The organism is Nonomuraea sp. NPDC050394 (assembly GCF_044459065.1).
Lineage (GTDB): Bacteria > Actinomycetota > Actinomycetes > Streptosporangiales > Streptosporangiaceae > Nonomuraea.
In genome coordinates, this window is the sequence record NZ_JBITIO010000016.1 from 157,898 (window position 1) to 179,744 (window position 21,847).

General features: G+C 72.5%; 19 protein-coding genes and 2 riboswitches. Of the genes, 10 read left to right on the forward strand and 9 right to left on the reverse strand.

Annotated features, from left to right (window positions below):
• Window positions 1-249 precede the first annotated feature (249 nt).
• Genes ACIBKY_RS44160 through ACIBKY_RS44175 form a run of 4 tightly spaced genes read right to left on the reverse strand, consistent with a single transcriptional unit; the run spans window position 250 to window position 4,809 of the window.
• Complete coding sequence (locus tag ACIBKY_RS44160; protein WP_397106777.1) at window positions 250-798, reverse strand: hypothetical protein; 549 nt, start codon at window positions 796-798, stop codon at window positions 250-252.
• Window positions 795-2,552 (reverse strand): ATP-binding cassette domain-containing protein, encoded by a 1,758-nt coding sequence (locus ACIBKY_RS44165; protein WP_397106779.1) that lies wholly within the window; start codon window positions 2,550-2,552, stop codon window positions 795-797. The genes ACIBKY_RS44160 and ACIBKY_RS44165 overlap by 4 nt, the downstream gene beginning before the upstream one ends.
• Window positions 2,549-3,625, reverse strand: coding sequence for an iron chelate uptake ABC transporter family permease subunit (locus ACIBKY_RS44170; RefSeq protein ID WP_397106781.1), 1,077 nt, complete (start codon window positions 3,623-3,625; stop codon window positions 2,549-2,551). The genes ACIBKY_RS44165 and ACIBKY_RS44170 overlap by 4 nt, the downstream gene beginning before the upstream one ends.
• A complete protein-coding gene (locus ACIBKY_RS44175; protein WP_397106783.1) occupies window positions 3,622-4,809 on the reverse strand; it encodes an ABC transporter substrate-binding protein in 1,188 nt (395 codons plus the stop codon). The genes ACIBKY_RS44170 and ACIBKY_RS44175 overlap by 4 nt, the downstream gene beginning before the upstream one ends.
• A 134-nt stretch (window positions 4,810-4,943) precedes the next feature.
• Window positions 4,944-5,139, reverse strand: a riboswitch (cobalamin riboswitch).
• A gap of 26 nt (window positions 5,140-5,165) precedes the next feature.
• Window positions 5,166-5,292, forward strand: a riboswitch (cobalamin riboswitch).
• Between the two features lie 146 nt (window positions 5,293-5,438).
• On the opposite strand from ACIBKY_RS44175, the gene ACIBKY_RS44180 reads away from it, so the two are divergent.
• From ACIBKY_RS44180 to ACIBKY_RS44210, 7 genes are all read left to right on the forward strand, one after another.
• A complete protein-coding gene (locus tag ACIBKY_RS44180; RefSeq protein WP_397106785.1) occupies window positions 5,439-6,491 on the forward strand; it encodes a hypothetical protein in 1,053 nt (350 codons plus the stop codon).
• Window positions 6,492-6,552: 61 nt separating this feature from the next.
• A complete protein-coding gene (locus ACIBKY_RS44185) occupies window positions 6,553-6,924 on the forward strand; it encodes a (2Fe-2S) ferredoxin domain-containing protein (RefSeq protein WP_397106787.1) in 372 nt (123 codons plus the stop codon).
• Between the two features lie 119 nt (window positions 6,925-7,043).
• Window positions 7,044-7,592 (forward strand): hypothetical protein, encoded by a 549-nt coding sequence (locus ACIBKY_RS44190; RefSeq protein WP_397106789.1) that lies wholly within the window; start codon window positions 7,044-7,046, stop codon window positions 7,590-7,592.
• 142 nt (window positions 7,593-7,734) lie between these two features.
• Window positions 7,735-8,364 carry a metal ABC transporter ATP-binding protein gene (locus tag ACIBKY_RS44195; RefSeq protein ID WP_397106791.1) on the forward strand — a complete coding sequence of 210 codons (630 nt, stop codon included), beginning with the start codon at window positions 7,735-7,737 and terminating at the stop codon, window positions 8,362-8,364.
• Window positions 8,361-9,158, forward strand: coding sequence for a metal ABC transporter permease (locus ACIBKY_RS44200; RefSeq protein WP_397106793.1), 798 nt, complete (start codon window positions 8,361-8,363; stop codon window positions 9,156-9,158). Before ACIBKY_RS44195 ends, ACIBKY_RS44200 begins: the two co-directional genes overlap by 4 nt.
• Window positions 9,155-9,892: a metal ABC transporter solute-binding protein, Zn/Mn family gene (locus ACIBKY_RS44205; protein WP_397106795.1), complete on the forward strand. Its 738-nt coding sequence runs from the start codon at window positions 9,155-9,157 to the stop codon at window positions 9,890-9,892. Before ACIBKY_RS44200 ends, ACIBKY_RS44205 begins: the two co-directional genes overlap by 4 nt.
• Window positions 9,889-11,412 carry an FAD-dependent monooxygenase gene (locus tag ACIBKY_RS44210; protein WP_397106797.1) on the forward strand — a complete coding sequence of 508 codons (1,524 nt, stop codon included), beginning with the start codon at window positions 9,889-9,891 and terminating at the stop codon, window positions 11,410-11,412. The genes ACIBKY_RS44205 and ACIBKY_RS44210 overlap by 4 nt, the downstream gene beginning before the upstream one ends.
• On the opposite strand, the gene ACIBKY_RS44215 is transcribed toward ACIBKY_RS44210, so the two are convergent.
• Both ACIBKY_RS44215 and ACIBKY_RS44220 read right to left on the reverse strand, forming a co-directional pair.
• Window positions 11,402-12,358, reverse strand: coding sequence for a hypothetical protein (locus ACIBKY_RS44215; protein WP_397106798.1), 957 nt, complete (start codon window positions 12,356-12,358; stop codon window positions 11,402-11,404). The genes ACIBKY_RS44210 and ACIBKY_RS44215 overlap by 11 nt on opposite strands.
• Window positions 12,355-13,524, reverse strand: a complete 1,170-nt coding sequence (locus ACIBKY_RS44220) for an MFS transporter (protein WP_397106800.1) — start codon at window positions 13,522-13,524, stop codon at window positions 12,355-12,357. Before ACIBKY_RS44220 ends, ACIBKY_RS44215 begins: the two co-directional genes overlap by 4 nt.
• 26 nt (window positions 13,525-13,550) lie before the next feature.
• Here ACIBKY_RS44220 and ACIBKY_RS44225 point away from each other — a divergent pair, with 26 nt between their 5' ends.
• On the forward strand, window positions 13,551-14,114 hold the full coding sequence (locus ACIBKY_RS44225) for a sigma-70 family RNA polymerase sigma factor (protein ID WP_397106802.1): 564 nt from the start codon (window positions 13,551-13,553) through the stop codon (window positions 14,112-14,114).
• 7 nt (window positions 14,115-14,121) lie between these two features.
• Here the strand turns inward: ACIBKY_RS44225 and ACIBKY_RS44230 are convergent, their stop codons facing one another.
• Window positions 14,122-15,735: a class I adenylate-forming enzyme family protein gene (locus ACIBKY_RS44230; RefSeq protein ID WP_397106803.1), complete on the reverse strand. Its 1,614-nt coding sequence runs from the start codon at window positions 15,733-15,735 to the stop codon at window positions 14,122-14,124.
• Window positions 15,732-17,495 carry a CoA transferase gene (locus ACIBKY_RS44235; RefSeq protein WP_397106805.1) on the reverse strand — a complete coding sequence of 588 codons (1,764 nt, stop codon included), beginning with the start codon at window positions 17,493-17,495 and terminating at the stop codon, window positions 15,732-15,734. The genes ACIBKY_RS44230 and ACIBKY_RS44235 overlap by 4 nt, the downstream gene beginning before the upstream one ends.
• Before the next feature lie 109 nt (window positions 17,496-17,604).
• Between ACIBKY_RS44235 and ACIBKY_RS44240 the strand changes: the two genes are divergently transcribed.
• Both ACIBKY_RS44240 and ACIBKY_RS44245 read left to right on the forward strand, forming a co-directional pair.
• Window positions 17,605-18,732: an acyl-CoA dehydrogenase family protein gene (locus tag ACIBKY_RS44240; protein ID WP_397106807.1), complete on the forward strand. Its 1,128-nt coding sequence runs from the start codon at window positions 17,605-17,607 to the stop codon at window positions 18,730-18,732.
• 207 nt (window positions 18,733-18,939) lie between these two features.
• Window positions 18,940-20,070 carry an epoxide hydrolase family protein gene (locus tag ACIBKY_RS44245; RefSeq protein WP_397106809.1) on the forward strand — a complete coding sequence of 377 codons (1,131 nt, stop codon included), beginning with the start codon at window positions 18,940-18,942 and terminating at the stop codon, window positions 20,068-20,070.
• Here the strand turns inward: ACIBKY_RS44245 and ACIBKY_RS44250 are convergent.
• Window positions 20,067-21,827, reverse strand: coding sequence for a sensor histidine kinase (locus ACIBKY_RS44250; RefSeq protein WP_397106951.1), 1,761 nt, complete (start codon window positions 21,825-21,827; stop codon window positions 20,067-20,069). The two genes, ACIBKY_RS44245 and ACIBKY_RS44250, sit on opposite strands and share 4 nt — an antisense overlap.
• Between the last annotated feature and the right edge of the window lie 20 nt (window positions 21,828-21,847).

The following is a 21,847-nucleotide window of genomic DNA, read 5'->3' on the forward strand; positions in this document are numbered from 1 at the left end:
TCCGGGTCGACGAGGTGCTCCGCCCAGCCTGTCGTGGGCGTCGTTCACGACCGTGATCACATGCTCGTGACCGGGCACGGTGACGGCCTCAACACCCGGCCCGAACCGCACAGTGGTGGCCGCCCTGGTGGACGACACCGGCTCGGAGGTCCCCGCGTCCGCGCGACCGTCGAGCGGCTGGCCGATCAGGTCGTCCTCGCCTCCACCTGTACGGCGGCGCGCTCACCCCAGGCGAGCGCGCCGCCCTGGTCAGCCGTGGTTGAACCCCTTTCCGGCGCGGTCGAGGGGATCGGGATCGAGGCTGAAATAGGTGGCGCGCAGCTCATCCCAGGCCGCCAGGCGGGAGAAGTCGGGCGGGTCGAGGATCTGCTGGCGGTCGGTGAGGAACGGGTTGGGCAGCAGCACGGTCATCAGCTGTTCGTCGCGCCCGTTGAACAGCCGCACGCCCCAGGAGGTCGGGCTGCCGTCGTCGCCGACCCGGCGGTACATCTCGGCCCGCGCGCACCGGCGGATGGCGCCCAGTTCCGGCCCGCCGGCGGTGTGCTCGCCGATGCACAGGTGGAAGTGCCAGCGGCCGAAGTCGACGGTGACGTAGCCGTCGTACATGCTGATCCGTTCCGGCGCGTTGGGCGCGGCCACCTCCCAGGCCGCGCCCTGCACGATGACGCCGAACCAGATGTGCTCCCAGTGCCGCTCGAACAAGAAGGTGACCAGCTCCAGGAGGCTCTTCTCGTCGGTCGGCAGCGGCCAGACGTGCAGGGTGCCGTTGCCGTGTTCTTCGACGACGGTGTAGGTCACGACGCGTCTCCTATCTGCCGCGCCCACTGCTCGCGGCGGGTGTGGTCGGGGACGAGGGCGCAGTCGCCGCACTTGCCGCCGTCCGGAAGGCGGTAGTAGAGGCAGCAGCTGCGGCGGACGAAGAAGGGCTGGCCGGGCGCGGGTTCGGCGAGTTCGCCGGTCTCGCGCAGCACGCCGATGTCGAGGAGCTCGCGGCCGAGCGACACGGCGTGGGCGGTCAGTTCCGGCTGGTGCCTGGCCAGGGCGCGGACCGTCCCGGCCAGGGAGGAGGCGGCGTTGCCCCACAGCAGGCCGGGCGCGAGCTTGACGAGGCCGCGGACGGTGTCGGCGAGCGGTTCGAGGAGGTCGCCGACGACGTTGCGGTAGATCGGGCCGGCGAGCCGGCCGGGGTCGGCGACGTGCCAGCCGGTCGGTGACGGCAGCCGCAGCGGCAGGGGGCCGCTGGGTGAGGGCCGCCAGTACGGGTCTCGCAGCTCCAGGAGCAGGTCACGGGCGATCGCGGCGCCGAGCACCGGCGACCACAACCGCGCGGCCAGCCCTTGGAACAGGATGGAGGCCGCCACCCGGGTCTCGGCGGTGCCGAGCCGTTCGGCGACCGACGCGATGCGCTCGGCCAGGGCGGACGGGTCGGTGAACAGGTCGCTGAAGGGCCGCCAGCCGTCGGTGCCTGGTGCCGTCTCCAGCTCGAAGTAGCCGCCGACCGCGCTGACCTCGGCGGCGGCCTCGGCCACCACGGTGGGGTCGGCGGGCAGCAGTCCGGGCTCGGCTCCCGCCCGGCGGGCCCAGGCGGCGAGTTCGGCGATGCCGGAGAAGCGGTGCGTGTGTCCGTCGAAGGCGGCCGCGTAGCCGTCCTCGGTCCTGTCGATGGCCAGCAGAGCGGGTCCGGCGGCGTCCGCGCGCCATCCTTCTCTGGCCAGCGCGCGTTCGAGCAGGGGATCGGCGGGCATCCTGACCGTCCTCGCGTCTGCCGGGCGCAGCATGAACACTCCTGTCCGCCGGTCGAAGGCGAGTTCGTCGCCGTCGAACGACTCGCCGATCAGCCCCTGCTCGGTCAGTTCTTCCGGCGTGCCGGTGTGCAGCGTGCCCTTGGCGCCGACGAGCCAGACCCGGTCGGCCACCCGGAGCGCCAGCTCCAGGTCGTGCGTGGAGACCACGATCGCCAGCCCACGCTCGCGCGCCAGGGCCCGCAGCAGTCCCATGAGCGCGACCCGCGCGGTGACGTCGAGGAAGGCGGTCGGCTCGTCCAGCAGGATCGCCGACGGCTCCTGAGCCAGCGCGCGGGCGATGAGCACCCGCTGCCGCTCGCCGTCCGACAGCTCGCTCACCGGACGTTCGGCCAGGTGAGCGGCGTGCACGGCATCGAGCGCCCAGGCGACGACGGCGTGGTCGGCCGGGCTCAGCCGTCCGGTGAACCCCGTGTAGGGGTGGCGTCCCAGCCCTGCCACCTCCCGCGCGGACAGCAGCGACGGCAGGTCGCGCTCGGTGAGCACGATCGCCAGGAGCCGGGCCAGGTCGGCGAGCGGGATCGATCCGATCACGTTGTGCCCCAGGAGGACCTCGCCCGCCAGCGCGGGCTGGAGCCCGGCCATGGTGCGCAGCAGGGTGGACTTGCCGCTGCCGTTGGGCCCGATGAGCACGGTCAGCTCACCCGGCTCGGCGCTCGCGTCCAAATGTTCCAGAACGCGCCGCCCGGGTCGTCCCCGCCGCGGCGGGTATCCGGCGCACACCGCGCGCAGTCGCAGCGCCGTCGTCATATCCCCAGCCCCGATCTGGCCGCGCGGCTGCGCAGCAGCACGGTGATCACCACGGGCGCGCCGATGATCGTGGTGACGGCGTTCAGCGGCAGCACCACCCCACTGCCCGGCGCCTGCGTGGCCACGCAGCACAGCAAGGCCGTGGCCGCGCCGAGCAGGACCACACCGGGCATCAGCAGCCGATGGTCGGCCGTGCCCAGCAGCAGTCTCGCGACATGGGGTACGGCCAGGCCGAGGAAGGCGACCGGCCCGCAGTAGGCGGTCACCGCTCCGGCCAGCACCGAGGCGACGGCCAGGGTCAGCGTGTGGGTCAGCCGTACCCGCACTCCCATCGTCCGCGCGTAGTTCTCGCCCAGCAGCAGCGCGTTCAGCGGCTTGACCCCGGCGAGCGCGAGGCCCAGCCCGGCCGCGCACACCGGCCCGAACAGGGCGAGATCCGCCCATGTCGTCCCGGCGAAGCTGCCCAGGCCCCAGCTGATGAACTGCTGGGCCCGCTGCGGGTCGGTGTAGACCAGCAGGAGCGTGATGACCGAGGTGGCCGCCGAGCCGACCATCACCCCGACGACCAGCAGCGTCACCACCGAGCGTACCCGCCGCGACAACGCCAGGACGAGCGCCAGCACCGCCCCCGCGCCCGCCGACGCCGCGACCACCACGCCCGCGCGGCCCAGTCCGGAGACCCCGGCGGTGAACGTGCCGACCGTGCCGCCCAGGCCCACGATGATCAGCGCGACACCGAGGCTCGCGCCCGAGCTCACGCCCAGGATGTACGGCTCGGCCAGCGGGTTGCGGAACATCGTCTGCATCTGGACCCCGGCCGCCGCCAGCGCCGCCCCGGCCAGCGCGGCGGTGATGGCGCGCGGCAGCCGTACCGTCCAGATGATCTCCCGGACGCCCGGGTCGACGCCCGGGTCGCCCGCCAGCGCGGACAGCGCGGCGTCCAGCGGGATGGAGGTGGACCCCAGCGTGACCGCCAGCGCGAACGCGGCGGGAACGCCGAGCGTGAGCGCGCCCAGGACCAGGCTCCGGCGGCGGTAGGCCGCCGGAGCCGCGGACAGGGTGAGGGCGGTCACCTGGTCAGCTTCTGGTAGAAGGCGAACTCGTGCCCCGGCGCGAGGTCCGGGTGCAGGATGGCGACCAGATCGCCGAGGATGAGGTCGGGCCGGGCGACGCCGCGCTCGAAGAAGTCGTTGCCGCCGCCGGGGCCCAGGGTCTTGTTCGAGGACCACACCTGGCCGGCGCCGAAGGCGTCGAACTTGGCATAGCGGGCGTCGGCCTTCTCCACGTCGGCCAGGCTCTTCCATTCGTTGACCGTGGCCAGCCAGACCTTGGCGTCCTTGGCTTCGGCCAGCACGGCCTCCAGGTCGAGCGTGGTGCTGCCCGGGCCCGAAGTGCCGGCCCAGGCGTAGGTGCCGCCCGCGTCCTTGATCAGCGTGGCGACGTAGCTTCCTCCGTTGGGTACCGACCACTGGCCCTGGTACATCTGGCCCGGCAGCACCGGCACCGCCGTGGCCGCCTTCGCCTTGTCCGCCAGGGACCGGTAGTCGCCCTCGACCTTGTCGAACACCTGGCCGGCCTGCTGTTCCGTGCCGGTCAGGGCGGCCATCAGCTTGATCCACTCGGCGCGGCCCAGCGGGGTGGCCTCCAGCCACTCGGCGTTGGCGACGACCTTGATCCCGGCCTGCCGGAGCGGGCCGTATGCCTTGTCCTCGGTGCCGCCGGTCATGAGCACGCCCGGCCTGGCGGCGATGACCTTCTCGGTGTCGATCTCCTGGCCCTTGGCGTACTCGGTGATCGCGCCCGCCTTCACCTTCTCCAGCACCTGCGCCGAGGTGATGAAGCCCGCCGAGGCCACGCCCTTGAGCCGGTCCAGCACGCCCAGGCCGGTGACGAACGGCAGGTGCGTGGTCGAGGCCGAGTACAAGGACTCGATCGGCGTCTCGACCACGGTCGCGCCCGCCACCTTCGGGTCAGGGGTGCCGCAGCGCAGCAGCACGTACGTCTCCGGCTTGGCGCCGGGCGCCGGCTGCTTGACGGTGATCGTCTGGTAGTGCTTGGCGTAGGTCAGGGTGAAGTTGGCAGCGTGCCTGAGCGTCTGCTTGACCGGGAAGTAGTCCTTGGCCGGGTCGTAGGAGGTGACGCACCTGCCTTCGGCCGACGTCGGAGTCGCCGGTGTCACCGCGCCGCCGCAGGCGCCGGTGAGTAACAGGGACAGCAGCAGCGCACCGCCGGTGAGCGGGCGGGAAAAACCCTTCATCCATAATCTCCGGGAGAAGGCCGGGGCCACCGTTCCTCGACGGCGCCCTCGGCGGACGGCGGGACCGGATCACCACGAGACGACCTGCGGGCACGCGCACGGCCACCGTCCTCTCTCGGGGAGATCCGCCCCAGTTCGTGAGGAGGCGACCGCGTGAGTCTCCTGACTCCCGGGTCATCGCTCTCCCGGCCTTCCCACCCTCGCGGGCAGTGGCTTGATCGGGTTCGCTCACCGGTCACAGTGGCGGGACCGTACCGGAATCACACCGGTTTCCTCGTCCGCGTTCGCCTTCGGGATCCATCGTGACATACACCCCGCACCCTGATAATGATGGCTGGGTAAAGGCGAGCGCGGACTGAGGAAGCCGGTGCGAATCCGGCGCGGTCCCGCCACTGTGATCGGCGAGCGGATCCCCACGACGCCACCGCCCCAGACCGGGGTGGGAAGGCGGGGACGAGCATCGACCCGAGAGCCAGGAGACTCACGCGCTCGCCTCCTCGACGACCTGGGGCGGATCTCCCCGGAGAGGAGCGGAGCGTGGCGCCTACGACAGCGCACCCTCCATGTAGTACTCCCACCGGCATGCCCCGGGCGATATGTCCGTGTCCGAGGCAAGAACGGGGAGAGTAATGCGCTTAGTACGTCGATCATTCCTGTCCGTCGCGGCCGTGGCCGTCATGGCCACGTTCGCCGCCCCCACCGCTCAGGCCGCCGAGGCGCCTGAGACCCTCGTCCTCACGCTCACGCCCACCCCCATCGGCCAGCTACGGCAGGCGCTGGAGATCACGACGTCCGTCGGGCGGACCGCGGCCGGGTACGGCCTGGAGGTTCTCGGCGGCGATCAGGGCGAGTTCCGCGGCGGCTACCTGGCCACCGAAGGCAGCGTGGCCCGCGCCCTCGACAAGTTCGAGGAGACCTGGAACCTCAGCGGGCGCAAGCCGCTGTACGTGGACGCGCTGCGCGTCCCCGCCGCGGACGCCGCCCCGATCGCGGGCGCGCTCAAGGGGTACGTCACCGCGCGGACCGCCGCCCCCGCGGCCACCCCGGTCGCGATCGTCGACGGCAAGGTGAGCGAAGTCCGTCCACGCCCGATGAGCGCCGCGGCCGCGGCCGAACTGGACGTGCCCGACCGGGGCATGACGCTGGCGCTGAACCAGCAGGGCCACCGCGGCATCCGCCACTCCTTCTTCGGCCTCAGCAACAGCAACGGCGCCTACGGCTCCGGCCACAGCTTCTACGCCTACGAGCACGACACCAAGGTGCTGTCGGTCAACGGCGGCTGCAACGACAACGACTTCTGGATCCTTCGCCACGGCGGCCTGGGATGGTCCAGCAACCTGCCCGGCGCCTACTTCGACACCAACGCCAGCGACCCCTGCAACACCCAGGACATGACCGTCGGCTCCTGGAACGCCCACCAGCTCAACGGCGGCACCACCTACACCGTCGACACCTGGGGCGGCCATGGCGGCGCCGTCATCTCCCACATGAACCTCACCGCGCAGGCGTTGCGTATCAAGCGAGAGAGCCCCAACTGCAGTGGCGACGAACCCAAGCCGTGGTGCGTCGGCGTCGACTTCCCCAACCCGATCGGGCGCAGCGTCCGCCTGATCTCCCTCAACCCGGTCATGATCCCCGCCTGCTACACCTGGCGGGCCGGAGGCGGCGGCGAACGCTGCTGATCGCGCCATCGATGAGCCGGCGGGCGCGTGCGGCGCGCCCGCCGTTGCGTGGAAGGAACCCGTGAAAAGGATCACCGTGTGCCGGGACTGCTGCTGCGGGAGCGTGCGGAAGGTGCCCGCGCTCGACCACGATCGGCAGATCAGTGAGCTGGCGAAGGTCGCCGATGTCCGTGTCACCGACTGCCTGGACGTGTGCGACCAGGCCAATGTCGTCATCGTGCAGCCGACACCTCAGGGACGTGCGGCCGGTGGCCGTCCGGTGTGGCTGGCCCTGGTCAACGACGAGGCCGCCACCGCCGACGTGGCCGCGTGGATCGACGCCGGCGGTCCCGGGCTGGTCCCCCTGCCGCCGATCCTCGAACTGCACCGGTTCGCCCCGCCCCGCCGGCTGCGGCCACGCGATCAGCTTCCGATCGTGAGCGGCCCCCGATGAGTGTTCGTGGTCTCCGGCAACCCGCCGGTGGCGCGTACCTTCCTGAAGCGTTCGAGGAACCCGCGACGCCGCTCACCGGCGGGGTTCTCACCCGTGAATCCGCCTGACAGGATAGGGCCGTGACTCCGGTTCTCCGCGTGATCCGCGCGGCCGCCTTCGCGGCGGTCTGCGTGCTGGTCTCCGCCGGTGGTCACGCGTTCGCGGGCGGCGGCCTCATCTCGCTGCCCGCGCTGCTGCTCGGGTTCGCCGCGCCGTACCTGCTCGCGCTGGCGGTCAACGGGTGTGAGCGGTCGCGGGAGAGCCTGCTCGCCGCGACCGTGGTCGTGCAGCTCGTCCTGCACCAGGTGTTCGCGCGGGTCGCTCCCGCCGCGGAGGTCGAGACCGGGCACGGCGGTCATCTGAACGTCGGCATGATCCTGGTCCACCTCATGCTGGCGTTGCTGAGCGGATGGTGGCTGCACCAGGGCGAGAGCGCGATGTGGACCGCGCTGCGGCTCTGGGCGGCCGCGCCGCTGCGCCTGCTGCTGTGGCTCACACCGGTTCCGGTGGAGACCGGGGCCGGGCTGTGGGAGGTCGTGCCGTGGGTGCGGACCGGCCCGTGGCGCTCGGCGGCGTTCACGAAGGCGGTTCACCGCCGCGGGCCGCCGGCCCTCCGCCGCGCCGTATGACGGCGCCCTGAGGTCATCTGGCATGCGTCGCCCCAGGTAGGGCCACGCGTCATCTCCTTGTACCCGGCCGCCGTGAGCGCGGTCCGGGCTCCTCCTCATGGAGTTCTCTCATGTTCCATCCCCCTGCGTGGGGGTGGCTCGCGTGACGACGTTGACGTTGTCGTCCGTGAGCTGCCGCCACGGCGGGCTGACGGCTGTCAGCGAGGTCGACCTCGCCCTCGCTCCGGGTGAGCACCTGGCCGTCACCGGCACCAACGGCTCGGGCAAGAGCACGCTGTTACGCGCCGTTCTCGGCCTGCACCGCGACGTCACCGGCCGCATCGAGGTGTACGGCGAGCAGGCCCGCACCCAGGCCGACTGGCGGCGGCGCCGGGCCGAGGTGGCCTGGATCCCGCAGCGGCAGGCGGCGGGCCGCTTCCCGCTGCTGGTCGGCGAGCTCCTCGACAGCGGCAGGGACGGCGCGCACGCCCGGCGGGCGGCCACCGACCTGGGCGTCGGTGAGCTGCTCGACCGCCCCCTGTCCACCCTGTCCGGCGGCCAGCTCCAGCGCGCCTACCTCGCCAGGGCCCTCGGGCAGGTGGCCGCGGGCGCCCGGCTGCTGCTGGCCGACGAGCCCACGGCGGCGCTCGACTTCGCCGGACAGGAGCAGGTCGCGGCCGTGCTGGCCGCCCTCCCCGTGGCCGTGATGGTCGTCACCCACGACCGGGTGGTGGCCGCCGCCTGCGACCGGGTCGCCGAGATGGCCGCGGGACGCCTGCGGGAGGTGCGATGAGCGACATCCTGGCCCTGCCGTCGGTCCAGCTCGCCTTCGCGGCACTGCTGCTCGGCTCGATCGGACTGCCGATCGTGGGGGTGTTCATCGTCGGCTTGGACATCATGCCGGTGCGCTTCGCGATGATGCACGTGGCCCTGCTCGGCATCGCGATCGGCCTGCTGACCGGCCTCGACCCGCTGCTGTGCGCGCTGGCGCTGTGCGCCCTGACCGGCGGCGCGCTGACACCACTGGCCCGCAGCAGCACGGGCCTGTCGGGAGCCATGGGGCTGTTGATGACGCTGGCCATCGCCGCCGCCCTGCTCGTGCTGTCGATCTCGGGCGTCAACGCCAACGGCGCCTTCGAGCTGCTGTGGGGTTCCATCCTGGCCACACGGCCGTGGGACGTGGCCGCGCTGGCCGCGCTGGCGGTGATCGTGCCGGTGCTGTACTTCTGGCGCCGCCGCGACCTGGCGCTGTTGCTGCACGACCGGGAGCTCGCGCTGTGCTCCGGCGTCGCGGTGGAGAGGCTGACGCTGGTGCTGCTGGTGGTGATCGCGCTGGCGATCGCCTCGGCCATCCGCCTCACCGGCGCGCTGCTGGTGGACGCCCTGACGTTGCTGCCCGCGCTGGCCGCCCGCCGGATCGGCCGCTCACTGCCGTCGATGATCGCCTGGTCGGTCGTCTTCGGGCTGCTGTTCAACCTGGGCGGGTTCGTGCTCGCCCTGCTGCTCGACCTCCCGCCCGGCCCGACCTTGGTCCTGGTCGGCGGGATCGGCACCCTGCTCCTCCATCTGAAAGGCGTCAAGCGATGAAGAAGATCCTTTTGGCCGCGGCGGTGCTGCTGGCCATGACCGCCTGCGGCCAGGACTCCACGGCCGAGAGCGGCGGGCTGAAGGTCGTGGCCGCCTCCAGCTGGGAGGCCGGGTTCGCGAAGGCGGCCGGAGCCAAGGACGTCACGGTGATCGTCCCGCCCGGCGTGAGCCACGCGCCCGACTACGACCCCAAACCGTCCGACCTGGCCAAGGTCGCAGAAGCCGACATCGTCCTGTACGCCGCCTTCGAGGGATTCGCCGGCAAGCTCAAGGAAGCGGCCGGATCGAAGGCCAAGGTCATCGAGGTCGCGCTCGACAACTCGCCCGAGAAGGTCAAGGCCGAGGTGACCCGGCTGGCAGGGGAGTTCGGCACCACCGAGGCGGCCAGGACGTGGACGTCCGGCTTCGACACCGAGTACGCGGCGCTGAAGCGAAAACTGGCCGGCAAGTCGCCCGTGATCGTCTCCCAGGCGTTCGTGGCCTGGGCCGCCGACCTGACCGGCGTCCAGCCCGCCGGCGTGTACGGCCCGCAGCCGCCCACCGCCGCCCAGCTCGCCGACCTGGCAGCCAAGAAGCCCACGATCATCCTGGACAACTCCGCCATGCCCGCCGGTGACGCCCTCGGCAACGTCCAGGCGAAGCGCGTGGTCATCAACAACTTCCCCGGCGACGACCACGACCTCATCGGCATGTACAAGGCCAACGCCGACGCGCTGCAGAAGGTACTCGGATGACCGAGGTCCTGATCGTGGGCGGTGGCCCGGCCGGGCTGTGCGCCTCGATCGCCCTGTCCCGCTTCGGGGTGCCGTCCCTCTTGCTGGAGCGGCATCCCGGCGCCTCGGCGTTCCCGAAAGGACGGGCGCTGAGCATCCGCACCATGGAGGTCCTGCGCCGCTACGGCCTCGAAGACCGGGTGGTGGCGGCGGGCGTGCCGAGGCAGGAGGGGCTGCACTTCTTCTTCGGCACCTCGCTGACGGCCCCGGACCACGTCCGCAACAGCAACCTGCCCGATCCCGCGCGGGCCGCGCTCAGCCCGACCTTCACCACGATCTGCTCCCAGGACGTGCTGGAGCCGCTGCTGCGCGAGCACGCCGAGTCGCTGGGTCCCGGCACGATCCGCTTCGGCTGCGAAGTCACCGGCCTGGAACAGGACGCGGCCGGGGTGACCGTGACCCTGTCCGGCGGCGACACGATCCGAGCCTCCTACGTGATAGCCGCCGACGGCGCCGCGAGCTTCACCCGCCGGGCGCTCGGCATCGGCATGTCAGGAGACGCCGAACTCAGCCGCAACCTCAACATCCTCTTCGAGGCCGACCTGCGCGAGCACGTCGCCGACCGCCTCAGCCTCGTCTACACCATCGCCAGCGCCGAGCTCACCGGCGCCTTCATGACCGTCGACAACCGGCGCAGGTGGCTGTTCAACCTGGTGCACGACCCTGCCCGTCCCGCGGCCGGCGATCTCACCGATCTGGTACGGCGGGCGGCGGCCGTACCGGATCTGGACGTGAACGTGCTCGCCACGCAGGAGTGGAGCGCACCCGCGCTGCTGGCCGACCGCTACCGCATGGGAAGGGTCTTCCTGGCCGGCGACGCCGCGCATCCCATGACGCCCTACGGCGGGTTCGGTATGAACTGCGCGATCCAGGACGCGGACAACCTCGCCTGGAAACTCGCCGCCGTCGTGCGCGGGTGGGCGGGTCCGGGGCTGCTCGACAGCTACGAGGCCGAGCGGCGCCCCGTCGGCGCGGACACGGTCGCCGAGAGCCGCCGCAGCCTGCTCGCCTCACTCGACGCCACCCTGGTCCTGCCCGGAGTCACCGGCCCGCGCCCGACGTCCCGGCCCAGTGACGGCCTGGTGCTGGGCTACGCCTACGATCGGCCGGGCGCCGCGGTCGTGCCCGACGGCAGCGAGCCGCCCGCGCTCGACGACCCGGTCGCGGTCTACCGTCCCACGGCGCGGCCGGGACATCGCCTGCCGCACCTGTGGACCGGCGAGGAGCGGGTGTCCACGCTCGACCTCGTCGGCACCGGCTTCACCCTGCTGTCCGGGCCCGAGACGAAGGCGTGGCACGCGGCGGACCTTCCCATGCGCGTGCACTCCGTCGAGGCCGGGGTCGCCGGCGCGCTCGGCATCGGGGACGACGGCGCGCTCCTCGTCCGCCCCGACGATCACGTCGCGTGGCGGTGCGCCTCGCCGCCCGCGGATCCCGCGGCCGCGCTCGCGCGCGCCCTCGAGACGGTTCTCAGCAGGTGAAGGGAGCGATCGCGCCGGTGAGTATGGCCAGGCCCAGCGCCAGGAAGAAGTCACCCCAGACCAGCTCGTGCCGCGTGGCGACGCCACGATGAAGGTCGTAGCAGCCATTGAGCAGCCGGCCGTCCCTGACGTGGCCGGCGACCAGGTCGTGCAGCGTCCGTGCGGCCCGGTCCCGGAGGCGGCCGGCCGTGTCGCCGTCGGCCAGCGCGGCCAGTTTGAGCAGGCCGACGGCTTCGATCGCGTCTGCGGAGGTATCGGACGAAGGGCCCGGCGTCTCCGGGATCTGGCTCAGCAGCGGCGGGTCGGCGTGCGCGGCGTCGGCGAGCGCGAGCGTCAGCCACGGCACCGTCCGGCTCCACCCTGCCGGCGGTTCGGGGTGCGGCGCCCATTCACCGCCGGGCATGCTCCGCCAGGCGGGAACCGGCCGCTCACCACGCGTCACGAGGTCCACGTGACGGCCGAGGTGGCTGCGCATGGCACGAACGCCGCGCTCACCCGCGCCGGCGAGCAGCGGCACGAGCCCCGGCAGGCTGTCCACGCGGGCGAGGTCGCGCGGGCCGCCGAACGCCGCGCCCCACGGGACGATGCCGAGCACGGGATCGTAGGCGGCCAGCAGGGCTTCCGCCGCACGTTCCCTGAGTTCCGGTCCGGCGAAGGCCGTGCCGTACCAGAAGATCATGCCTCTGGTGGCGGTGTCGGCCTCGATCCAGGGAGCGAGGGCGGCCGTCCGGGTGCGGGCGGCACTGCGGCCGGCGGGGTCGGTGCTCAGTGCCGCCCGCAGCCAGAGCAGCCCGGCCCAGAAGCCGCCCGTCCATGAGCCGCGACGGGTGGTCGTCCAGACGCCGGTCTCCGGGTCGGCGAACAAAGGCCAGCGGGTGCCCACCGCCGCGTCCGTCACCGCCGCCCGATCCAGCACCGCGTCCAGCGTGCGCTCGGCCCAGGTCATGCCCGGCTCCGCAGCGGCAGCGCGACCAGGGCGGCGAGCGCGAACTCGGCGGCCACGAGAAGCCACGCGACGCCGTACCCGGCCGCGTCGATCAGCAGCCCGAAGGCCGGTGGACCGGCGGCGAACCCGGCGAAGAAGCCGGAGGAGACCAGCGCGGAGTCGCGTCCCGCGGCGCCCCTGCCCGCTTGGCCGATGACCACGACCATCGTGACCGCGTTGGCGGCGACCGCGAAGGCCCCGATGGCCGTCGCCCCCGCCCAGACCGCCGCGGGGACCCAGGCGGCCGCGCCGACCACCAGCGCGGCCAGGCACGCGCCCGCGGCCAGGAGCGCGAGGTAGGCCGGAGCCCGGCCGGACCGGTCCGCCCGCCGCGACCAGCCGACCCGCCCGGCGATGCCCGCCACACCGAGGACGGCGACCAGCCAGGCCGACACGACCGGCGTCAGCCCCACCTCCTGGACGCCGTACAGCGCCAGGTAGGTGTTGACCGCGGCGATGCCGCAGCCGAGCAGGAAGGAGAACGCCGCCAGCCTGCCGATCCGCACCCGGACAAGAGCGGCCCGGCCGGTGCTTCCACGTACGGGGTCGGCGGGCAGGCCGGTGCTTCCGGGTACGGGGTCGGCGGGCAGGCGGCGTACCGCCCAGGCGGCGATGACCAGCGCGATCCCCGCCGCGGCCCACATGACACCCCGCCAGCCCAGCCACCCCGCCAGCGCGGCCAGCGGCAGACCGGCGGCGAAGGCGCCCACCTGCACACCCGACTGCTTCCAGCCGGTCACCGCGCCCCGGTGGACCGGGTCGACCGACGCCACGATGACCTTGTTCGTGGCGGGGTTGGCCAGCGCCTGGGGCAGGCCGCCGAGCGCGAGCGCGGCCAGCAGGGCCGGTGTGCTCACCGACGTACCGATCAGGGCCAGCGCGAGCGCCGCCACGAGGGACAGCACGACCACGCTGCGTCGCGCACCCAGGCGATCCACCCACCTACCCGCCGTCAACGACAGCAGCGCGGCGACGCAGAACCCGGCCGTGGTGGTCCAGCCGAGCACTCCGCGGGGGACCACCGCCTGCGCCACCAGCAGCGGGCCCAGCGCCCCCACGAGGAAGAGCTGTGCCATCGACACCGCCATGACCGCGGTGAGCAGAGCCGTGACGGATCTGTCCGGCATTTCCATCTCCTTTCTCAGGAAGGATCATGATGAGAACTGATCTCGGCGACGACCTGCTCACCGAACTCGCGGTGAGCGCGCGGGACGGCTCACCCGCCGATCTGGAGGCGTTCGTCCTGGCCGCCTATCCCTGTGTCCGGAGCTTCGTTTCCTACCTGGCCGATCCGCAGTCGGCCGACGACCTCGCGCAGGAGACGTTCCTACGTGTCATCGGCAGCCTGCGCACGTTCGCCGCCCGTTCCTGCGTGCGCAGCTGGCTGCTGTCCATCGCGCGCCGCGTCGTGATCGACCGCTTCAGAGCCGCCGCGGCGCGGCCCGCCGTCGCCGAGCTTGCCGACTGGCTGGCCGTCGTCGAACGGCGGCGCCTGGGCACCACCCCCAGCCCGGAGAACGAGGTGGTGCTGGCTGACCTGCTGGCGGAGGTTCCGGGTGAGCGCCGCGTGGCCTTCGTGCTCACCCAGCTCGTAGGACTGCCCTACACCGAAGCGGCCGAGGTGCTCGGCTGCCCGGTCGGCATGATCCGTTCCCGTGTCGCCCGGGCCCGGCTCCAGCTTCTGACCTCGATCCATGAGGCGGACCGGGCGGCCTGACCCGTCCTCACGCAGAGCGCGGCAGTAGCGCACGCAACGCGTCGCGATCCGGTTTGCCCGCCGGGGTGAGCGGCATCCGCTCGATCAGGAGCAGGTGCTCGGGATGCTTGCCCCGGTCGAGTCCCTGCCCCGTCAGGTGGGCGGCGAGGTCGTCGAGGGTGAGCTCATGCCCCGCCCGGAGCACCACGCACGCGCCCAGGCGTTCGCCCATCACCGCGTCGGGCACACCCAGGCAGACCGCCTCCCGCACGCCGGGGTGCGTGGCCACCGCACGTTCGACCTCGGCCAGGCTGATGTTGGCCCCGCCGCGGATGACCACCTGCTTGAGCCTGCCGACCAGCCGCAGGCATCCGGTCTCGTCGATCGTGCCCAGATCGCCGGTGCGTACCCAGCCCTCGGCGGTGCGGTAGCGCTGGTTCAGCTCGGGCGCCCCCACATAGCACATGGGGGTCATCGGCCCGCGCGCGATGATCTCCCCGAACTCCTCGCCGGGCACCGGGCTGATGCGGATCTCGGCCACCCGGGGATCCGGCGGGCCCACCACGACCCCGGGTCCGGCGTCCTGTCCGGGAACGAAGCCGAGGCCGCCGTGGCAGTTGACGCCGTCGGCGGAGCCGTACAGGTTGACCACGGGACAGCCGAACACCTTTCGCGCCTCGGCCGCGGTCGCCGCGTCGAGCTCGGCTCCACCGAGCACGAGCGCGGTCATGGGCGGCATCGGCGCCGTCCCGGGGCGGTCGAGCATCATCCGGATCATGGTCGGTACGGCCAGCACATGCGTCGGCCGGTGTTCCCGTATCGCGGCCAGCGCCGCCTGGGGCGAGAAGTGCTCCAGCAGGACTAGGCAGCCGCCGTGCCTGGCCAGCGTGACGGCGGTGCCGTTGCTGCCGAACGCCGAGGCCAGCGGCACCAGGAACAGGCAGCGCGGCGGAACCCGATCGGGGATCAGCGTCGCCAGGAAGTTCCCCCGCCCACCGGCCAGGGCGTTGTGCGAATAGGCGACCATCTTGGGCTCGGCCTCCGACCCCGACGACACCAGGATTCGGGCGGCGGCATCAGGATCGGGGCGGGCAGGGACGAACGCCACCGGATCGGCCGACAGCACGTGCTCCCACGGCACGCAGCCCGGCGGCACCTCCTGAGGTCCCACGGCGATCGCCGTGCGCAGCGCGGGCAACCGTTCGGCGGCGGCCAGGAGGTCCCGGGCATGGAAGGCGCCGCGGTGTTCGACGGCGGCCACGACGGCCCGCGCCCCTGAGCGGCCCAGCAGCGACACCGCCTCGGACACGCTCCGGCCCGCAGGGAAGGGCAGCGCGATCGCCCCGAGCGCGGCCAGCGCCAGGTCGGCGATGACCGCGTCCCTGCCGTTGGGCACCTGGACACCCACCACGTCCGCCTCGCGGACGCCGAGCGCGCGCATCCCGGCCGCCGCGGCGCGCACGCTCAGGTCCAGCTCGGCGTAGGTCATCACTCCGGCGGCGTCCACGACCGCCGGCCGGTCGGGCGCGGCGACGCGATGCGCACGGAAGAGCGCGTAGAGACCGAGGTCGGGACAGGTTCCGTCGGCCGCCCATGCGCGGCGGAGGGTGGCGGGAACCAGGTCGATCAGGGGAGCGGTCATGCGAACCTCCAGGGAACCGGCACGACGATGGCGCCGTGGTCGTCACGGCTGAGAGCGGAAGCGAAACGGGGATCGGAGGGAAGGGCGTCCAGGCTGGTCGTCACGGCGGTGCCCCGCAGGCCGTGCCGCCGGAGCAGGGCGACGGCCTCCGCCGTGGCCGCTTCGCGGGGAATCTCCGGAGCGTGGGCGGCGCAGTCGTCGGCCACCGCCACCCATCCGTCCGCGGTGGGTGCCGGCCGCCGGAAGCCTCCGGGGGCGCGCGGATCAAGCCCGGCTCCGGCCCGGCGTGACGCGGGCGCGGTGAGCACCTCGGCCGCGCCCAGCAGCGAGGAGTCCACGCGCACCCCGGCGCCGGTCCGCTCCCGCAGCAGCAGCCCGGCCAGCACCGCCTCGGCTCCCAGCAACCCGCCCAGCACGTCCAGCAGGGTCATCAGCGACGGCGCCGGAGGCTCGCCGCCGGGCCGTACGGCTTCACCCACGCCGGTGCGGGCCTGGACCATGAAGTCGGTGCCCAGCGGCGCGTCGGCGAGCCGCCCCGCCCAGCCGCTGGTGTAGGCGTAGACCAGGCCGGGATTGACCCGTGCCAGGTCGTCGTCGTCAAGGCCGAGCCGCTCCGCCGTTCCGGGCGCCCAGTTGTGCACGAACACGTCCGCGGCCGACGCCAGCTCGCGCAGTTCGCCCCGGCCAGGGGCGGACTTGATGTCGATCTCCACGGCCTTCTTGCCACGGTTGAGCGCCAGCCAGCGCGCGGACACACCGCCGCAGGTGGGCGGCATGCCGCGCAGCGGATCTCCACCGGGCGGCTCGACCCGGATCACGTCGGCGCCGAGCAACCCCAGGATGTGGGCGGTCAGGGGCGCCTGGATGCGCCGCCCGGCCTCCAGCACGGTGAAACCCGCCAGCGGGCGGGGGGTCTCCGGTACGCGGGCCGATGCCGGGCCACCCGGCTGACGGAGTGAGAGCCGCCATGGCGTTTCCGGGGCGGGTTCGGCCAGCCGGTCGGCCAGGGAGGTGAGCGGGCACACCGAGGCGCCGGATTCCCTGGCGGCCCGCCGTACCTCTGACCATGTCGCGGCACGCGCCCGCTCGTGCAGATCCACCGGCAGCGGCGAGCACGCGGTGGCGTAGCGGAACTGGAACGAGCGCCAGGCCGCGCCCGCGACCCGCCCGGGCACGCCGAGCGCGCGCCAGAACGCCACCCACACCCCGGGATCCAGCGTCTCGGCCTCGAAGATCACCCCGTCGGAGGTGGTGAACGGCGGGCCGCCCGGCGCGATCGGCACCGCCTCGGGGTCTTCGGCGGTGGCGGCGGCCAGGTACTGACTCACGGCGAGCAGTCCCGCCAGGTCCACGCCCATGCGCACCTGCGACACCTCGGCGCCGCGCAGCCGGCCGAGCCTGGCCGCGAGAAGCCCCTGGACGGTCAGCAGCGCGCACGCCGTGGTCAGGTAGTCGGCGGCCAGCCCGCGCGGCTCGCCGCGACTTCGTCCGTGCACGTGCATGACGCCTGTGGCCGCCTGCGCGGTGGCCTCGTCGCAGACCTCCTCGGCAGGGGACTCGCGGGCCCACGCGATCTCGGCGCGCGTCGTCCCGTCGAGGCTGATGACTCCCGCGCCGGTGCCGTACGCGGTGGCGTGGCGGTGGCAGCCGAGCAGTTCGAGATGGTGGGCGGCCAGGCCGACCAGGGCCGGCGGACCTGCCGTGCGCAGGCTGACGCCATCGAGCGGACGTGCCGTCCTGACCGCGGCTGGATGAGTCACGGACTCTCCTCTCCTGGAGCGGGAACCCGATGGCGCGTTCGCGCGACCTGTTCCACAGCACCCAGTCGGACGGAAATATCCGCAAGTTCCCGACTTATCCGGAGAAGAGATGATTGATAGCGATCTGTTCGGAGCGCCGGAGTGCCCGCCACAGGTGCGTGACCTGCGGGATCGAGTGGCCGGATTCGTCGCGGACCAGGTCATGCCGCACGAGGCGGTGCTCGACGCCGGCGGCGCGAAGGCCGGCGACCTCCTTCACCAGCTCAAACAGCAGGCGATGGCAGAAGGACTCTGGGGCCTGCCCCTCCCGCGATCTCTCGGTGGCGCGGGCCTGCCGCTGATCGACTACGCGCACGTGGCCGAAGCCGAGGGCGCCAGCGACCACGCCCCGGCCGTCCTCGGCTCCCCGGCCCTGCTCGACGTGAACGTCCTCGGCGAGCATCCCGGCCACCTCCACCAGGTCGCCCGCGGCGAGCTGACCCTCTGCAACGCCATGACGGAACCCGACGCCCCCGGCTCCGACCCCTCGCTCATCACCACGCGCGCCCAGCGCGAACCCGACGGCACCTGGACCCTCCACGGCCGCAAGTGGTTCGTCACCGGCGCCGATCGAGCAGACCTGGCGCTGGTTCTCGCCCGTGCCCCGGGGGGCCTTTCCGCCTTTCTCGTGCCGACCGGCTCGCCCGGCTTCCGGCTCGTGCGCGAACTGCCCGTCCTCGGCGCGGGCGGTCAGTGGGAGCTCGCGATCGAGGGGGCGAGCGGGCAACTCGTCGGCGCCGAGGGCAAGGGCCTGCGCGTGGTGGGCGAGCGGGTACGGCTCGGCCGCCTGCTGCGCTGCCTGCGCTGGCTGGGACAGGCCCGGCGCGCCTTCGATCTGATGCGTCACCGCGCCAGAGACCGGACCCTGTCCACGGGACGCCTCGCCGACCATCAGCTCGTCCAGAAACCGGTCTTCGACGCGTTGCTGGCGATCCGCACCACCCGTCCGCTGGTCTTCCATGTCGCCGCTCTGCTGGACGCAGGCCGCGACGCCCGCCTCGACACGGCCCTGGCCAAGGTCTCCGCCGCCCGCATGCTGTCCCAGGTCTCCGACGCGGCCATCCAGGTGTACGGCGCCGCCGGCCTCGGCCCCGACACCCCGCTGCCCGCACTGTTCCGCCTGGGACGGATGGCCCGCCTGCTCGACGGGCCGGACGAACTCCACATCACCACGGTGGCCCGCAAGGTGCTCGCCTGAGCGACTCACCCCGAAAAGCGGCACCAGGCGGCAACGCGTGTGGAAGCCGGCCATGACGCCGCCGCATATCGTCAGGCCACATCCGCCCAGGGAAGGAAGCCGAACAAGCGGCAGGACGACCGCCGGTGGGCCGTCATGCAATCTGCACATCGAGGTGGTGCACGGAGAACTACCGGGATCCGTGTGCTCATCAGCAGGATGAGCGGCATGAGTTCAGAAATCCGCCCCTTCGTGATCGATATTCCGCAGGTCGACCTCGATGACCTGGTCATGCGGCTGGGCCGTACCCGGTGGCCCGTCCGGCTGCCGGGGGCCGAGTGGAGCCGGGGTGTCCCGGTGCCCTATCTCCGGGAGCTGGTCGCTTACTGGCGGGACGCCTACGACTGGCGTGCGCAGGAAGCCAAGTTGAACGCGTTCCCGCAGTTCACCACTGAGATCGACGGACAGACGGTTCACTTCTTCCACGTGCGCTCCGCCAAGGAGGATGCCCTTCCTCTGATCATCACGCACAGCTGGCCGAACTCGATTGCCGAGTTCATGAACGTTCTGGGGCCGCTCTCGCAGACCTTCCACCTGGTGGTGCCCTCGCTGCCCGGTTTCGGCTTCTCGCCCTTCCCCGACCCGGCTGACGAACGGCCGTGGAGCGTGGAGCGCGTGGCTCGTACCTGGGCCGAGTTGATGAGCAGACTCGGGTATCACCGTTACGGGGCACATGGCAACGACGCGGGCGCACTGGTCTCCCCGCAGCTGGGCGCCCTTTTCCCCGAGCAGGTGGTGGGGGTGCACATCACGGGGGGTCTCGGCATGCCGACGGGTGACCCGGCCGAGCTCGCGGACCTGTCAGAAGAGGACAGGGCCAGTGTGGCGTGGGTGAGCGACATGCTCAGCGGCGTTGGCGGCAGCGGCTACGCGCCCTACTTGACCGCCCGGCCGCAGACGCTGAGCTTCGGCTGGTCCGATTCGCCCGTCGCCCAGCTCGCGTACCTCATCGAGCGGTTCAAGGAGTTCGACGGCTGGCCTGAGGGAGCGGCGCCCGGCGAGCCCATCGATCGTGATCTGGTGCTCACCAACGCCAGCCTCTACTGGCTGACGAACACGGGCGGGTCGTCTTCGTGGACCTACTACGAGGGCGCGGCCGGCATGCCGATCGATCAGGCGGTGGTGCCGACCGGTGTCTCGCACGGCGGCCCGCCGGCCTTCCGCAAGATCGCCGAGCGCGGCAACGACATCGCGCACTGGGCCGACCACGCGCACCCCAGCCACATGCTGGCGATGGCGGCGCCAGAGCCCCTGGTGGCCGACATCCGGGCCTTCTTCGCCACCTTGGAGGGACGCTAGCCGGGCACCGAGGCGGTCAGGGCGAAGGTTTCGTCGCCTTGGGCGCCGGCGGTGAACGTGCCGCCGGCCGCCTCGACTCTGGCCGCCAGATTGGCCAACCCCCTGCCCGTCCCTGGTACGGCTGCCGCCACGCCGTCGTTGGTGACGCGCAGCCGTACCTCATCGGCGTGGACGTCGAGCGTGATGGTGCACAGCCGCGCGGCTGAGTGCCTGACGACGTTGGTGACCGCCTCGCGAAGGACCCAGGCCAGCACCGGAGCCTCCTCGACGCCTGCGGTGTGCACCCGGGCCTCCACACCGGCGGAGGCGAGCAGCTCGCGAGCGGACTCGATCTCGGCGTGCAGGGCGAGCTTCGCCCTCTCGGCGGTGATCGAGCCCACGTCCGTGAGGGCGCGCACGGCCAGCGGGCCGATCTCCTGCAGCAGCCGCGCCGCGTGTTCCGCGTCGTGGTCGATGGCCCGCTGTGCCAGCTCGGCCTTGAGCGTGATGCCCGACAGGGTCGAGCCGAGCAGATCGTGCACGTCCCTGGCGACCCGGAGCCGCTCGGTGATCACGGCGGTCCTGGCGATCTGGCGGCGCAGGCCTCGCAGGTGCGCGGCCGCGGCGGGCAGGCGGTTGAAGGCGAACACGCTGATCGCGATGGCCAGGGCCGACGTGGTCTGGTAGAGCTGGTAGCCGGCGACCTCCGGATAGAGCCGCAGGGACTGGCCGATCCCGACCGCGCCGGCGACGACGATGGGCACCGACCACCGGGCAGGCAGCCACAGCAGCGTGTTGGCCACGGCCATGCTCAGAAGCGGCGTCAGAGTGCCATCTCCCACGTAAAACGCGGCCGCGCCCATGACGAGGATGTGCGAGGGCAGCGTCCAGCGCCAGGCCCGCGGAGCCGAAGCCCTGGGCGCGCCGTGGTAGAGCTGCAAGGCGACGGCCAACGGCGCGGCCAGCAGGGTGACGGCCCAGTCGCTCCGATCCGCGTCGCCCATGCCCGCGACGTTGCTGAGCACGATGACCGAGACACAGAGCGCCATCGCGGCGGTGAACCAGCGTGCCAGTGCGGTCAGCTCGTCCGGCGGATCGTGCCGGCGAACAGGCACCGGCTCGCGGCGCGCGTCGGCGACCGTCCGCGCCTGTGCCGCCGCCTCGCGGGAGATCCGCGCGATCTCGGTGAACGTGCCCGCCGTCGGCGCCTGACCCGACAGGCGAAGGACGCGGGTGAGCCCGGCACCGAGTACGTTGCGCAGGTCGTCGGCCGCGCGCAGTCGCTCATGCGTGACCTCCAGGTCCGCGAGCTGCCGGTTGGCGGCGTGGGTCTGGCTGAGCAGTACGGCCAGCCGTACCAAGGCGAACAGGGTGAGGCCCATGTTCACATCGATGACGGCCGAGCTGGCGATCGCGGAAGGCCGCAGCAGCGCATCGCCCACGATGACGGCCGCGAACAGCGACCATCCCAACGGGCCGGCCAGACTCAGCGGCGCAGCCGCGGCCAACGGCCCCGCGATCGGCCCCCAGAGCCCGGGGAAGGGCAGGTAGGGGCCGAAGGTCGCAACCGCGAGGAGGGGCAGCGCCCAGCGCCTGCCCCGGGCCGCCACGACGAACAGCAGGGGGATCACCATGATGAGCCCCAGGCCCATCACCAGTGTGAGCGGGGAAGATCGCCCCGTCATCTCGGCGGCGGCCATGAAGCGGGAGAACCGTGTGGGAATGAGCAGGCCCACGTAGCACACGACCAGCGCCCACCCCTGCCACTCCTTCACCATCACCTGAGCTGTCTATCATC